At 52.3% G+C, this 14,914-nt stretch carries 14 protein-coding genes and 4 tRNA genes; 11 read left to right on the plus strand and 7 right to left on the minus strand.

All coding sequences use genetic code 11. The annotated features are described in order from the left end of the window. Positions 1-99: 99 nt before the first annotated feature. The 4 genes from MT343_RS07735 to MT343_RS07750 form a co-directional block, all read right to left on the minus strand. Positions 100-185: transfer RNA gene (locus MT343_RS07735), tRNA-Leu, on the minus strand. Positions 186-228: 43 nt separating this feature from the next. After that, positions 229-314, minus strand: a tRNA-Leu gene (locus MT343_RS07740). A gap of 41 nt (positions 315-355) precedes the next feature. Then, positions 356-441, minus strand: a tRNA-Leu gene (locus tag MT343_RS07745). A 55-nt stretch (positions 442-496) separates the two neighbouring features. Further along, positions 497-583: transfer RNA gene (locus tag MT343_RS07750), tRNA-Leu, on the minus strand. A gap of 180 nt (positions 584-763) precedes the next feature. Here MT343_RS07750 and queA point away from each other — a divergent pair. From queA to MT343_RS07780, 6 genes are all read left to right on the plus strand, one after another. After that, positions 764-1,816 (plus strand): tRNA preQ1(34) S-adenosylmethionine ribosyltransferase-isomerase QueA, encoded by a 1,053-nt coding sequence (gene queA / locus MT343_RS07755; protein ID WP_145470998.1) that lies wholly within the window; start codon positions 764-766, stop codon positions 1,814-1,816. Positions 1,817-1,839: 23 nt separating this feature from the next. After that, complete coding sequence (tgt, locus tag MT343_RS07760; RefSeq protein ID WP_444875584.1) at positions 1,840-2,988, plus strand: tRNA guanosine(34) transglycosylase Tgt; 1,149 nt, start codon at positions 1,840-1,842, stop codon at positions 2,986-2,988. Between the two features lie 89 nt (positions 2,989-3,077). Further along, a complete protein-coding gene (gene yajC, locus MT343_RS07765) occupies positions 3,078-3,443 on the plus strand; it encodes a preprotein translocase subunit YajC (protein ID WP_145471000.1) in 366 nt (121 codons plus the stop codon). A gap of 74 nt (positions 3,444-3,517) precedes the next feature. Continuing rightward, entirely contained in the window at positions 3,518-5,377 is a 1,860-nt protein-coding gene (secD, locus tag MT343_RS07770) for a protein translocase subunit SecD (protein ID WP_145471001.1), read from the plus strand. Next, positions 5,374-6,291, plus strand: coding sequence for a protein translocase subunit SecF (gene secF / locus MT343_RS07775; RefSeq protein ID WP_186436043.1), 918 nt, complete (start codon positions 5,374-5,376; stop codon positions 6,289-6,291). The genes secD and secF overlap by 4 nt, the downstream gene beginning before the upstream one ends. Before the next feature lie 87 nt (positions 6,292-6,378). After that, entirely contained in the window at positions 6,379-7,230 is an 852-nt protein-coding gene (locus tag MT343_RS07780) for a 23S rRNA (adenine(2030)-N(6))-methyltransferase RlmJ (protein WP_145471002.1), read from the plus strand. Between the two features lie 27 nt (positions 7,231-7,257). On the opposite strand, the gene MT343_RS07785 is transcribed toward MT343_RS07780, so the two are convergent. Next, complete coding sequence (locus MT343_RS07785) at positions 7,258-8,901, minus strand: AMP-binding protein (RefSeq protein ID WP_145471003.1); 1,644 nt, start codon at positions 8,899-8,901, stop codon at positions 7,258-7,260. Between the two features lie 399 nt (positions 8,902-9,300). Here MT343_RS07785 and MT343_RS07790 point away from each other — a divergent pair, with 399 nt between their 5' ends. Further along, on the plus strand, positions 9,301-10,419 hold the full coding sequence (locus tag MT343_RS07790; RefSeq protein WP_145471004.1) for a putative solute-binding protein: 1,119 nt from the start codon (positions 9,301-9,303) through the stop codon (positions 10,417-10,419). 14 nt (positions 10,420-10,433) lie between these two features. Here MT343_RS07790 and nhaR read toward each other — a convergent pair whose 3' ends face one another. After that, positions 10,434-11,339 (minus strand): transcriptional activator NhaR, encoded by a 906-nt coding sequence (gene nhaR, locus MT343_RS07795; protein ID WP_145471005.1) that lies wholly within the window; start codon positions 11,337-11,339, stop codon positions 10,434-10,436. Between the two features lie 103 nt (positions 11,340-11,442). On the opposite strand from nhaR, the gene MT343_RS07800 reads away from it, so the two are divergent. The 4 genes from MT343_RS07800 (at position 11,443) to MT343_RS07815 (ending at position 13,642) form a co-directional block, all read left to right on the plus strand. Continuing rightward, positions 11,443-12,159, plus strand: coding sequence for a Bax inhibitor-1/YccA family protein (locus MT343_RS07800; RefSeq protein WP_243989481.1), 717 nt, complete (start codon positions 11,443-11,445; stop codon positions 12,157-12,159). 119 nt (positions 12,160-12,278) lie between these two features. Next, positions 12,279-12,593, plus strand: coding sequence for a hypothetical protein (locus tag MT343_RS07805; RefSeq protein ID WP_225691849.1), 315 nt, complete (start codon positions 12,279-12,281; stop codon positions 12,591-12,593). A 100-nt stretch (positions 12,594-12,693) separates the two neighbouring features. Continuing rightward, on the plus strand, positions 12,694-13,233 hold the full coding sequence (locus MT343_RS07810; RefSeq protein ID WP_145471006.1) for a glutathione peroxidase: 540 nt from the start codon (positions 12,694-12,696) through the stop codon (positions 13,231-13,233). 13 nt (positions 13,234-13,246) lie between these two features. Beyond that, a complete protein-coding gene (locus MT343_RS07815; protein WP_145471007.1) occupies positions 13,247-13,642 on the plus strand; it encodes a GFA family protein in 396 nt (131 codons plus the stop codon). 65 nt (positions 13,643-13,707) lie between these two features. On the opposite strand, the gene MT343_RS07820 is transcribed toward MT343_RS07815, so the two are convergent. Next, complete coding sequence (locus MT343_RS07820) at positions 13,708-14,784, minus strand: alkene reductase (protein ID WP_186436044.1); 1,077 nt, start codon at positions 14,782-14,784, stop codon at positions 13,708-13,710. Positions 14,785-14,914 lie beyond the last annotated feature (130 nt).

Raw genomic sequence — 14,914 nt, forward strand, 5'->3', positions numbered from 1 at the left:
TTTGCAAAGATAAAGTGCAGAGGCGGTAATCTGGATGTGTTTGTCGGGGGGGATAAAGAAGAGGGTAGGAAGTATTCACCAATCATTCAGAGAAATGATTGGTGCCCAGGGAGAGACTCGAACTCTCACGAGCATAGCTCACAGCGACCTGAACACTGCGTGTCTACCAATTTCACCACCTGGGCAGGGGTAAGGCTGTTAACCTTCCAAATTGTCACCACATAGATGTGGTGCCGAAGGAGAGACTCGAACTCTCACGAGCATAGCTCACAGCGACCTGAACACTGCGTGTCTACCAATTTCACCACTTCGGCGTGGGTCTGTTAAGTCTGACGACTTATCAGTTTCTAACTAATGGTGCCCAGGGAGAGACTCGAACTCTCACGAGCATAGCTCACAGCGACCTGAACACTGCGTGTCTACCAATTTCACCACCTGGGCTTGAGGCGCGGCATGTTACCACTTCGCACATCACACTGACAGTACTATTTTTGCTTGGTACCAGAGGCCGGACTCGAACCGGCACACCCGCAAAGGCGGGGGATTTTGAATCCCCTGCGTCTACCAATTTCGCCACTCTGGCGCATCAGTAGCGTGTCAGTGGCGCGCATACTACTCGAAAAAAATGCGCTGTCAACAATTTCTCTAATGATTTCCTTAACTTACCGGCTTATCTCCGGTAATCTTGCAGTCCTCCAGTCATTACCGCACCGGCCGGGGCTGCAAGCCGACTTTTGCAGTCTCAGAGCCCGCCAAGAACGAGATGAAGACCAGCGATTTTCACTTTGATCTGCCGGACGAGCTGATTGCCCGTTATCCGATGGCAGAACGCAGTGCCTCACGTCTGTTGTGCCTTAATGGTGCAACCGGTGAGCGTGCGCATCATACCTTTAAAGACCTTGCCTCCATGCTGGAGCCCGGTGATCTGTTGGTGTTTAACAATACCAAAGTGATTCCGGCGCGCCTGTTTGGCGAAAAGCTCAGTGGCGGCAAACTGGAAGCCTTAATAGAAAGAGTGACCGGTGAGCATGAAGCGTTAGCTCATCTGCGTTCTTCCCGTTCACCGAAGCCCGGCAGCCGGATTTTACTGGGTGGTGTCGAGGTTGAGGTGGTCGGCCGCGAAGGGGCGCTGTTTCAGTTACGCTTCCTTGATGAACGGCCATTGCTGAGCATTCTCGATGAAGTCGGTCATATGCCTCTGCCTCCTTATATGGAGCGTGATGATGCCGAAGAAGACCGCGAGCGTTATCAGACGGTGTATGCCGAGAAGCCGGGTGCAGTGGCGGCACCAACTGCCGGGCTGCATTTTGATGAACCGCTGCTGCAGGTGCTTAAAGAGAAGGGCGTTAACTTTGCCTACGTGACCCTGCATGTGGGCGCGGGCACCTTCCAGCCGGTGAAGGTGGATAATATCCACGATCATGAGATGCACGCTGAGTACATTGAAGTCAGCCAGGACGTGGTTGATGCGGTGAACGCCACCCGTGCTGCCGGTAAGCGTGTCGTGGCGGTGGGTACTACCTCGGTGCGCAGTCTGGAAAGTGCCAGCCAGAGTGGTGAGATTGCGCCTTTCTATGATGAAAGCCGTATCTTTATTTACCCCGGTTACCGCTTCCGCAGCGTCGATGCCATGATCACCAACTTCCACCTGCCGGAATCGACCTTAATTATGCTGGTGTCTGCTTTCGCCGGCCGTGATAACACCATGGCAGCCTATGCCGAGGCCGTTGCCCAGCGTTATCGTTTTTACAGTTATGGCGATGCCATGTTTTTATCCCGTCCGCAGCCAGTGCTGAACGACGCTCAACCGGAATAATGTCCATGACCCGTGAATGTTTTATGCAGTTTGAGCTGCACTCCGAAATTACTGATGGTTCAAGCCACGCGCGCCGCGGCACCATTACCTTTCCGCGTGGCAAAATTCAGACCCCGGCGTTTATGCCGGTGGGAACTTATGGCTCGGTGAAAGGCCTGAACCCGGATCAGATTGAGGCGCTGGGCGCTGAGATTATTCTCGGCAATACCTTCCACCTGATGCTGCGTCCCGGAACTGAGGTGATTAAAGAGCACGGTGATCTGCACGATTTTATCGGCTGGGATAAGCCAATCCTGACCGACTCCGGCGGTTTTCAGGTGTTCAGCCTTGGTGATATGCGCAAAATTACCGAAGAAGGGGTGGCTTTCCGTTCGCCGGTCAATGGCGACAAGGTAATGATGACACCGGAAAGCTCGATGCAGGTGCAGCGCGATCTGGGTTCCGACATCGTGATGATTTTTGATGAGTGCACACCGTATCCGGCGACTGAAAAGCAGGCAGCTGATTCGATGCGCATGTCATTGCGCTGGGCCAAACGCTCAAAAGACGCCCATGGCGATAATCCATCGGCTCTGTTCGGCATTATTCAGGGCGGTATGTATGAAGACCTGCGTGATGAATCCCTCGCCGGTCTGCTGGAAATCGGTTTCGACGGTTATGCCATCGGTGGTCTGAGTGTGGGCGAACCGAAGCCGGACATGATGCGCGTGTTGCGTCATGTGGCGCCGAAAATGCCGCAGGACAAGCCGCGTTACCTGATGGGCGTGGGTAAGCCTGAAGATCTGGTAGAAGGTGTGCGTCGCGGGGTGGATATGTTTGACTGCGTGATGCCAACCCGTAATGCGCGTAACTCGCACCTGTTCACCTCGAAAGGGGTGCTGAAAATCCGCAACGCCGCCAACCGCACCTACAACGGCCCGGTGGATGATGAGTGCGACTGCTACACCTGCAAAAACTTCAGTCGTGCATACCTGCATCATCTGGACAAATGCAAAGAAATTCTGGGGGCTACTTTAAATAGCATTCATAACCTCCATTATTACCAGACCCTGATGGCCGGTTTGCGCCGCTCACTGGAAGAAGGTACATTTGCCGGGTTTGTCGATGAGTTCTATGCCAAACGGGGCATGAAGACCCCGCCACTGGATCAGGACTCCGGAGCCAGGGAATAAATAACACGCGGCGCTTTACGGTGCCGTCTGTAAACATTTTGTCGTTCAGCCGTGACATACTCGCGGTAAGTAATTGGGAGACTCTCTACATGAAAGCAATTCTGGCAGCTCTGGCCTTAACTACCTCCGGACTGGCTATGGCCGACGGTGGCGCGGCAGCACAACAGCCAATGGGCATTACCGGTCAGCTGGTATTCCTCGGCGGTTTTCTGCTGATTTTCTACTTCCTGCTGTGGCGTCCACAGAGCAAGCGTCAGAAAGAGCATAAAAATCTGATCGGTGGCCTGAGCAAAGGTGATGAAGTGGTAACCGCCGGCGGTATGCTGGGCAAAATCACCAAAGTAACCGATGACTTTGTGGTTATCGAAGTGGCTGACGGCGTACAGTTGCCGGTGCAGAAAGTAGCCATCACGGCGGCTCTGCCAAAAGGCACCATCAAAGACGTTAAAGCTTAAGCCCCGTCTCCGGGCTCAGGACGGTCTCTCAGGAGGCCGTCTTTGTTTTCTGAATAAGGAATAAGGGCAGTTGTATGCTCAATAAATACCCGCTGTGGAAAAACCTTCTCATTGTGCTGGCGCTGATTTTCGCCTGTCTTTATGCCGCACCCAACCTGTATCCGCCCGATGCTGCTATTCAGGTAACGCCGGCCCGTTCTGGCGCTGAAATGTCGGAAGCGGTACTGACTAAAGTCCGTTCTGCTTTGCAGGAACGCAATATCGAATTTTTTGGTGAAGAAGTGACCGGCAGTACGGCACTGTTTCGCCTGACCAGCAACGAAAATCAGTTGCCGGCAAAAGACGCTGTACAGCGTTTGCTGGGTGATGAATTCATTGTGGCACTGAACCTGGCGCCGACCACCCCCGACTGGTTGCTCAATATGGGCGCGGGCCCGATGACGCTGGGTCTGGATCTTAGCGGTGGTGTGCACTTCCTGATGGAAGTGGATATGGATGATTACGTTAAAAGTAAAATCGCCAATTACCGTGAAGAATTCCGTAACCGTCTGCGCGAAGAACAGCTGAAGTACCGTCGTATTCAGATTGAAGATCATAAGCTGCGTATCAGCTTCGTCGATGCTGAAGTCCGGGCGCAGGCTAACAGCTTTATTTCCCGCACCTATCCTGAATTCCTGCAGGAAAATGAAGATAAAGGTGAGTACGCTGACGTTGTTCTGGCGATTACCGAAGCAAAAATCAAAGAATTTGAAGACTACGCCATCAAGCAAAACCTCACGACCCTGCGTAACCGGGTGAACGAGCTGGGTGTTGCTGAACCTCTGGTGCAGCGTCAGGGCCGTAACCGCATCGTGGTTGAACTGCCGGGTGTACAGGACACTGCTGAAGCCAAGAAAATTCTGGGCAAAGCCGCGAATCTGGAGTTTCGTCTTGAAGCCGAGCCGGGTGCCAGTCGTTTCCAGACCGAAGAATATGCCTTCCGTAATGAGCAGTTCCGTACTGCGCGTCTGGAAAAAGCCATTATCGCAACCGGTGACAGCGTAACTAACGCCCAGCCATCCTTTGATGAGAATGGCTTTCCGCAGGTGAATATTGATCTCGACGCCAAAGGTGGCGCGATGATGACTCAGGTTACCCGTAAAGCAGTAAAGCGTCGTATGGCGGTGCTGTTTGTTGAGCGTAAACCGAAAACCACCTATGAGCTGGTCGATGGTGTGGAAACGCCGAAAACCATTCAGATTGTGGAAAAATCCATTATTTCTCTGGCAACTATTCAGAGTACGCTGGGTAACAGCTTCCGCATTACCGGCCTGGAATCTGCAGAAGCCTCTGAGCTGGCTCTGCTGTTGCGTGCCGGTGCACTGGCGGCGCCAATGTACTTCGTTGAAGAGCGCACCGTTGGTCCAAGCCTGGGTAAAGAAAATATCGAAATGGGTATTAACTCAGTGGTATTGGGTCTGGCATTAGTGCTGGTGCTGATGGCTGTTTACTACCGCTTGTTTGGTCTGGTTGCCAACGTAGCCCTGTTGGCCAATATCGTTATTCTGATTGCTCTGATGTCGATGATCGGCGCCACGTTAACGCTGCCGGGTATTGCCGGTATCGTATTAACCGTGGGTATGGCGGTGGATGCCAACGTACTGATTTTTGCCCGCATACGCGAAGAACTGGGCAATGGCCGCTCGCCACAGCAGGCGATTCATGAAGGTTATAACCGTGCCTTTATCACCATTTTCGATGCCAACCTGACCACGCTGATCGTAGCGGTCATTCTGTTTGCTGTCGGAACCGGTCCGGTGAAAGGATTCGCGGTTACACTGTCGTTCGGTATTATCACCTCGATGTTTACCGCCATTGTTCTGACCCGAGCCATTATTAACTGGATTTACGGTGGCCGCCGTATTGAAACATTGTCTATCGGAGGTCAGTCATGATTGGGGCGACCAACTTTAACTTTATGCGTCTGCGTCATGCGGCCAGCATTCTGTCGATTATTCTGATTGTTATTTCTATCGGTTCTATCGCAATCCGTGGTCTGAATCTGGGGCTGGATTTTACCGGCGGTACGCTGCTGGAGGTTCAGTATGAAACACCGGAATCCATCGAGCGCATATCAACGGCACTTGAAAATGCCGGTTACCGTGATGTAACGGTTCAGCATTTTGGTGCGGAAACCGATGTATTGGTGCGTATGTCAGAAGCCTTCCGCGACAATCTGGGCGCAGAAGTTCTGAATGTTCTGCAAACCCAGAGTGCCGATAATAAACTGACGCTGATGCGCAGTGAGTTTGTTGGTGCGCAGGTCGGTGAAGAATTACGTGACCAGGGTGGTCTGGCTTTATTGCTGGCGTTGTTTGTGGTGATGATTTACGTTGCCGCACGCTTCCAGTTTAAATTTTCGGTCGGCGCTGTGGTGGCATTGTTCCACGACGTAATCATCATTATTGGTCTGTTCTCACTGTTCCAGTGGGAATTTGATCTGACGGTAATGGCAGCACTGCTGGCGGTCATCGGTTACTCGCTGAACGATACCATCGTTGTTGCTGACCATATTCGTGAAAATTTCCGCATGTTGCGCCGCGGTGATTCAGAAGAAGTCATCAACTATTCGATCAATCAGACGCTGGGTCGTACCATTATGACCTCCTTAACAACCGCTTTGGTGTTGTTTGCTCTGATGATTGTCGGTGGCGACCTGATTCATAACTTTGCGGTGGCACTGATGATTGGTGTGGTGGTGGGTACTTACTCGTCGGTATTTGTTGCCTCCAGTCTGTTGCTGATGATGAAGATCAGCCGTGAAGATCTGATGCCGCCGGAAGTGGAAGAAGTGGACGACCGTCCATAACAGTTGCCGGTCAGAAAAAACGCATCGCCTGGCGATGCGTTTTTTTTATCTTTTTATAACCATTAATCTGAGCACTGCGGACATTCTATGCTGAGCTACCGCCACGCTTTTCATGCCGGCAATTTTGCCGATGTACTGAAACATCTGATTCAGGTTGAAATCCTGCAATACCTGCAGCAGAAAGAAAAACCTTTCGTCTATATCGACACTCACTCAGGTGCCGGTCTGTATTCACTGCAATCGGCGGAAGCAGAGAAGAATGCCGAGTTTGAAACCGGTATCGGCCGTCTGCAGAACTGCGACTGGCCGGAATTACAGAGCTACCTTAATGCGGTGGCCAGCAGCCGCCCGGATCATGATCAGAGTGGTCTGGCAGCCAGTCAGCTTTATCCGGGCTCACCGAGACTTGGGCAGCTGTTTTTACGAGAGCAGGACCGCGCACAGCTATTTGAACTGCATCCGCAGGACTTTCGTTTTCTGGATGAATTAATGGCGACTGACCGCCGCTTGCGTGTTGAGCAAAGCGATGGATTTAAAGGATTAATTGCAGCGCTGCCACCACGTGAACGTCGTGGACTGGTATTAATTGATCCGCCGTATGAAATTAAAAGCGATTATGAGCTGGTGGTTGATACGCTGATAAAAGCCCACCGGCGTTTTGCCACGGGTATTTATGCACTCTGGTATCCGGTGGTGGAACGCAGTCGTATCAATAAGCTGGAGCAGCAACTGAAAGCCAGCGGCATTGCCCGTATTCAGTTATTTGAGCTGGGATTAAGTGCGGATACCGAAGGGCGGGGAATGACATCGTCCGGCATGATTGTGATTAATCCGCCATGGACGCTGAAAGATAAAATGCAGAACCTGTTGCCAAGGCTGAGTCAGTATCTGGCCGGAGAGCAGGGCGTCTGGCGCTGTGAGGAGTTGGCGGGCGAATAACGCCCGCTCTCTTTGATATTACCTTTATCAGGCTTGCTGCCAGACGACGCTCTGGGCATGTTCCCGCTGAATCAGGTCGTGGTATTTACTCTCAATTAAGTGGCGTTTGATTTTTAACGTCGGCGTCAGTAAGCCATTTTCCACACTCCAGCTGTCATCAACGACGACCATGGCATCCAGACGGGCATGGCTTTCCAGCTTTTTATTAATGTGTTCCAGGGTATGTTGCAGGCTATCGCGTAAGTGGTCTTTATTATGCGCCTGAGCTTCCGGTGTCAGTACTACCAGAGCAATGGGTTGTTTAAGATTGCTGCCGGTAACACAGATCTGTTCGATCAGTGAATTTTCCATTAATAAGGATTCAATTGGCACCGGCGCGACGTATTTACCTTTGGCGGTTTTGAATATTTCTTTCAGACGGCCGGTAATCCGGACGTAACCATCACTGTCAACGGTGCCCTTATCACCGGTGCGCAGATAGCCATCGGCGGTAAAGGCTTCGGCAGTTTTTTCCGGCTCCAGATAATACTCTTTCATCACGCAGGGACCTTTCAGCTGAATTTCGCCATCTTCAGCAATGCGCAGATCAACTCCGTCATAGGGGTGACCGATACAACCGATTTTATCGCGGCGGAATGGATAACTCAGCGTGCCCAGGCCATTGTTTTCCGACATCCCCCAGCCTTCGCTGATATTAATGCCAATGCGCTCATACCAGTGCAGGGTAGCCGGAGAAATCGGGGCCGAACCGGAACCAAACAGGCGTGCGCTGTCGAGTCCCAGTTGCTGGCGGATTTTTTTCGCGACGATGCCTTTCAGAATCGGAACACTGAGCAGACGATTGAGCTTCTTCGGTGGGATTTTGGCCAGTACGCCCATCTGGAAGCGTGTCCAGAGGCGCGGCACCGAGATAAATAACGTCGGTGATACGGCCTTCAGGTTTTCGGCAAAGGTATCGAGTGACTCAACAAAAGCAACGCTGAAGCCGTTATACAGGCTGGCACCCTCGACATACACACGCTCAGTAATGTGAGCCAGTGGCAGGTAGCTGAGCATGCGTTCTTTATTGCCAACCTTCAGAGCCTGGGCCAGAGCCTGGCAACTCCAGCCGTAAGAACCAAAGGTGTTAACGACACCTTTCGGATTACCGGTGCTGCCAGAGGTATAAATAATGGTCATGGTGTCAGAGGCATCAGGAACCGGCGAGCTGGCCAGTGGTGGTTGCTGCAGTAATTCCGGCCATTGATAGCGGGCAGGTATATCGCCATACGGCATAGCGAAACGGGTAATGTGGCTGTCGATGGCGGCACACTGGTGTTCGGTATCGTCCAGCTTGCCAATAAATATTGCCTTACAGTTACTGTGGGCAAGTACGTAGCGGATGGTTTCCTGCCCGGCGGTAAAATAAATGGGTACTGAAACATGCCCGGCCATCATGATCGCCAGGTCGGTAATAAACCACTCGGCACAGTTCTTCGACAGAATGGCGATGTGTGAACCTTGTTCGAAGTTCTGCGCAATCAGTGCGTTAGCGATTCTGCGTACCTGATCACCCACCTGTGCCCAGGTGAAATCATGAAAAACCCCATCAATTGGCTGGCGCAGGTAAACGGCATCCGGTGTGGTCTTTTCCCAGTAATAAAGCATTTCGAGAGGTGTCTTGACTGACATGCGTAAATCCTTGTTATTTTTATTGCTGAATTTCGGGCTATTCACACAGTAATAACTAACTCATTTTTGTTCTGTTAAGAATGGTAAATTGCTGAACAACTGAACACTGATAGCCGACTCCGCTACCACCCGTTTTGTCGATATCGATTACAGGGGCATCGTTAGCAGTCTGTTTTCTTATTCTGTACTTTGCACTGGCCTGTCGTAACGGTTATCTCCGGCAATAAAAAGGGTTATAAAGGCAGATTACAACATTGTGGATACGGCACCGTTTATATTTAATGCGCGCTGATTCACAGATATAAGGCCCAAAGGGATAAGCCTTGTATGGTTCATGTCCTTTACTGCCAACAATAAAAACAACAACAACCATAAACACCACATCAGCAGGATATTCGGATGATCAAAGGCCTATGGGTTGCCTGCCTGGCAACAGTATTACTTGGCATGCACACGGTGAGTGCAGCGGAGCGCGATGCCAAGCAGCAGGATAAGCTGCAGGCAACGGTAATGAGTCAGAATCTGCCTCTGGAAAAACGGATCAGGGCACTGAAGAAGCTGTACGCTGACCAGCTGGAGAATGGCAAAATTAATCGCAGTTTTTGCGTCTGGGATATGCTCGGAAAGGCCGGTCCGGTATTTGCCGCCGTTGATGATCAGAAGCTCCGTTCGCTGCATTATGGGCTCGACCTCACCATTATCGCCTATCAGGACGAGGACAGTCTGATCAACGATCTGACATCCGGGCAGTGTGATGCCGCTCTGATCAGCGGTAGTCGTGCCCTCAGCTTTAACCGCTTTGCCGGTACGCTGGAAGCACTGGGTGGCATCCCTGATGTGCAGCACCTGCAGATGCTGATGCAGGTGGTTGCCAGTCCGAAAATGGCTGACAGGCTGCAGGAAGGGGATTATGTCGTGCTGGGGGTTGCTTCTCTGGGGGAAAACTACGCCTATTCCGGCAGTAAGACGCTGCATAAATTTGCCCAGATGGCCGGCAAAGATCTGGTCGTGCCGGACAGCGATGTATCGTTACGCGCGCTGGCCGGACAGCTGAAAGCCAATGCCCGTCCGGGAGGTCTGCTGACCAGTGTCGATCAGTTTGTCAGCGGGCAGGCCGAAGCCATGCTGGCGCCACTGGTTGCCTATCATGTCGCGGGTGCCGGTAAGGCAAAACAGGGTATGGGAATAATGAACATGCCACTGTCGCAGTCGACCATTCAGCTGATTGGCCGCAGTGAGCGTTTCCCGATCGGTCTGGCACAGATTCTGCGCGAAGACTTCCTGTTCAAGTTCGATAACTACGTTAAACGGGTTGAAAAAGAGCGGGCGAATATTCCTGCATCGTTCTGGATAGATGTACCGGCTGCGGATCAGGCCAGAGAGCAGGCACGCCTGCGTGATCTGCGTATCGCTCTGCGTGATAAAGGCGTGTACGACCCGCTGATGCTTAAACTGCAGCGCAAAATCCGCTGCAAAGTGGACCCAACCCGCAACGAGTGTCTGAACCCGGTCGAGTAACTCCTGGCTCATGTTCAACTGGTCAGAAACCCATCCTTGGCGCGGTCAGTAATCAGTCTGACCGCGTTATGGCTGATGCGGCGTTCAGCCGATATGGCATAGAATTCCTGCACCAGATCATTCACTTCCCCGACGCATTCCACCTGATACTTGCGGCAGATTTCGTCGCGGATAACGGCTGGTGCAAAGAAAAATCCATGGCCTTCATTGCCGAAGGCTTCCAGCAGGGCGGAGTCATCAAACTCACCGGCAATCTGCATGGGAATGCTCAGGCGGTCGAGCCAGCTCAGCAGCTCGGTACGCAGACCAGAAGCGGTATCGGTCGGCAGCAGCAGTGGGGCATCGCGCAGGCATTCAGGAAACTCCCCCAAATAGCGTTCACGCAGTGCCGGAGCGGCGAAGCAAGCCAGCGTGCTGCGCCCAAGCAGGTGGTTAAAGCAGCGGATATTCATCCCGGAAGGAATCGGACTGTCGGCCAATACCAGATCCAGACGGTGCACGGCCAGCTCACCCAGCAGAATAGGCATCTGTTCTTCGTGGCAGACGATGCGCATGCGCCCGGATAAACTCAGCGCCGGTACCAGTAAGCGGTGGGCGATGGACTTGGGCAGCGCATCCACAATACCCACTCGGAATTCCAGTGGTCGTTCGGTCGCTCCCTGGTGCATCACTTCCTGCAATTCATCACCGAGGCGGAACATCTCGCGGGTGTAATCCAGCGCCACCCGTCCGGCGTCGGTCAGCTCCAGTCCACGCCCAGCCTTGGCAAACAGGGCATTGCCAAGATCTTCTTCCAGCAGCCTTAGCTGACCGCTGATGGTTTGCGGTGTCACATTCAGCCGTTTGGCTGCGGCAAGAATACTGCCTTCTGCAGCCACCGTATGAAAGTAGAGCAGGTGTTTATAGTTAAGACGCTTCATAAACTGTTCGTAAAAACCGATGTATTAGTGCAAGATAATTCGAATATTATTTTGTATTCGCGCTGCCTACAATGGCGCAATCTCTTACAAACAGGAGTTGGCAATGAATCGTCCCGATTATCTGAACATGAAGTCTGCATCCGCTGAGCCGGTGGTTGTACCGGCTGAACAGAATCAGGCGTATGAAACGCAGGCCGTGGATGGCCGTAAAGTACTGCGTAACACTTATATGCTGCTGTCCATGACACTGATCTTCAGTGCGGCTGCGGCAGGTCTGTCGATGGCCTTTAACTGGCCGCATCCGGGTATCATCCTGACGCTGGTGGGCTACTTTGGTCTGTTGTTTCTGGTTGAGAAAACCAAGAACAGCGCGATGGGTATTGTCTCAGTATTCGCACTGACCGGTTTTATGGGCCTGACTCTGGGACCAATCGTCTCTATGTACGCCAAACTGCCGGGCGGCACCGATATGATCGCCATGGCACTGGGTACTACCGGCCTGATCTTCCTGACTATGTCTGGCTGGGTGCTTAGCACCGGTAAAGACCTGAGCGGTATGGGAAAAACCCTGATGGTGGGTATTCTGGTCGCCTTCGCTCTGTCTATCGGTAACCTGTTCCTGGGTCTGCCAATGATCTCTCTGGCGGTATCAGCCATGTTTATCATGCTGATGAGCGGCCTGATTGCTTACCAGACCAGTGCCATTATTCACGGTGGTGAGACGAACTACATCTCCGCAACCGTTACCCTGTACGTTGCCATCTACAACCTGTTCCTGAGTCTGCTGCAGATTCTGGGTGTGATGGGCTCCGACGACTAACGATTTCTCTGTGCTCGAGAAGCTCGCCGCAGCACCTTTGGTCTGCGGCTTTTTTTTGTCTGTTATCCGACGATCTGGCGGTTGATACGTCTACACTTCCCTGATATCCGGAGAGGTTTATGCGCGTTTATTGGGTCACTTTTTTCAGACGGTTATTGGCAATTCTGACGGCAGGGCTATTGTTTCTGGCGCCAGTGACGTATGCCGAATGCCTTGACCGCGACGCCAAAGCGGCTAGCGACGATAAAGCCAAAAGCTACTTCAAAACGGCCGAAATTTTTCATCCGGCCCGGGTGCTGAAAGTGCACCATCCCAGCCGCCAGAAAGAGGTGGCCAGCTACGTAAAAACCGGTAAAAAATACTACAGCATCTTCACTCTGGTGAATGAAGATTGTCAGGCGCATTTTATCAAGCGCACCCGTCAGGGCGATTAGCGGCGTTAGCCTGCAAGCATTGTTTCCATTTCTGGTCGTTGACCAGCTGCGTTTATTCCTTCAGCCTGTGATCTGTAAAAACCTACTGCGGAGATCAGGTATGAGCATTTACGATATTCAGGTTAAAAATATTCAGGGTGAAACTCAGGCGCTGAACGATTACCGCGGCAAAGTGCTGCTGCTGGTGAACGTAGCGTCCAAATGCGGTCTGACGCCGCAATATGAGGGGCTTGAAGCTCTGTACAAGGCTGAAGCGGCCAATGGGCTGGAAGTTTTAGGTTTTCCCTGCAACCAGTTTCTCGGGCAGGAACCGGGCAGTGAAGATGAAATTCAGCAGTTCTGCAGCCTTACCTATGACGTTACCTTTCCGATGTTCGCCAAGCTTGAGGTAAATGGCCCGGGGCGCCATCCGCTGTACCAGCAATTAATTGCAGCTCAGCCAAAAGCCGTTGCCGGTGGTGCGCTGAAAGAAAAGCTGGCCGCCAAAGATCTGCTGCCAGCCAATGACAGCGACATTATGTGGAATTTTGAAAAATTCCTGATCGGTAAAGACGGTACGGTTCTGGCCCGTTTTGCTCCTGATCTGCAGGTCACCGATACGGTGGTGGCAGATGCAATCCAGCGTGCACTGCAAGCCTGATAAGGAGATCGTTATGCTGACAGGCAGCTGCTTGTGTAATGGAATTCAGTATCAGATCGATGGCGAACTGGGTCAGGCCATGGTTTGTCATTGTGGCAAGTGCCGTAAATCCAATGGCAGCGCCTTTGCGGTTAATGCGGCGATTAAGGTCGATGAATTCCGCCTGCTGAAAGGGCAGGAACTGGTGGGGGAGTTTGAATCCACACCGGGGGTCTTCCGCACCTTCTGTAAAAACTGTGGCTCGCCGCTGTACAGCCGGCGTCCATCCATGCCGGATATTTACCGGCTGCGTATTGGCACGCTCGACACCGATGTGCAGGTAAAACCCGTGGCCCATATTTATATGGGCTCAAAAGCCTCCTGGGATCAGTCGCACGACGATATTCCTCAGTACGACGAGCGTCCCTGATCAGATCTGCGGGGTATAAAAAAATCCTGCGCTGGATATTACTCCGGTGCAGGATTTTTTTATTTTCAGGCCGTCATAAACGGATAATCGGTATAGCCTTCAGCACCCTGGGTATAGAAGGTATTCTGATCCGGTGTGTTCAGTTCTGCTCCGGCCTGAACCCGTGCAGGCAAGTCCGGGTTGGCGAGAAAACCGGTGCCAAAGGCAACAGAATCGGCTTTTTCGGCAGCAATAATGGCAGCGGCTTCTGCAGCGCTGTAACCCATGTTCAGCATCAGATGGCCCTGATAATGTTCACGCGCAATACTCACCACATCCGCCTGCTGCACGCCAAAGAAATCGGCACGCATTAAATGCAGATAAGCCAGATTGAAACGGTTCAGGTGTTTGGCCAGATACTCGGTCCAGGCCAGCGGATCACTGTCGCGCATATCGTTAAAACTGTTCAGTGGCGATAAGCGCAGACCCACGCGGCCACTGCCGATTTCAGTGGTAACGGCGTCGAGAATTTCGGTCAGAAAACGGGCACGGTTTTCCAGCGAACCGCCGTATTCATCTGTGCGCTGGTTTGAGCCATCGCGCAGGAACTGGTCAATTAAATAACCGTTGGCGCCGTGAATTTCCACACCATCAAAACCGGCGGCAATGGCATTGGCAGCGGCTTTGCGGAAATCATCAACAATGGCGGCAATTTCTGTTTTGCTCAGAGCACGTGGCACGCTGTAAGGTTTTTTACCTTCCGGTGTGTGTACTTCGTCATTAATGGAAATGGCGCTTGGGGCAACCGCTTCGGTGCCGTTATTCAGCAGCGGATGGGCCGCACGTCCGGCATGCCAGATCTGCATAAAAATACGGCCACCGGCTTTATGCACGGCGTTGGTGGTCAGCTTCCAGCCTTCAACCTGCTCAGCAGAGTAAATACCCGGATCATTACCAAAGGCAGACGTGCGGGGCGTTACCATCGTGCATTCAGTAATTAACAGACCGGCACTGGCACGCTGAGCATAATATTCGGCCATCAGTTCATTGGGCTGGTGGCCAATGGCGCGGCAGCGGGTGAGTGGCGCCATAACGAAACGGTTGGGCAGGGAAATATCGCCTGTGGTTGTGGCGTTGAACAGAATCTGGGTATCGGTGGACATACATTCTCCGGGATGAATGAGTAATTTACTTATTGCGATAACTATATAGGGCCGCAGTGTCGGATTTCACCCGCCGCCACAGCAACAGACTGTTGTATTGAGCGTTATAGTCACTAACAATGGGCTGAAT

The sequence above is a fragment of the Venatorbacter sp. C2-1 genome, assembly GCF_022832715.1.
GTDB lineage: Bacteria > Pseudomonadota > Gammaproteobacteria > Pseudomonadales > Oceanobacteraceae > Venatoribacter > Venatoribacter alkanivorans.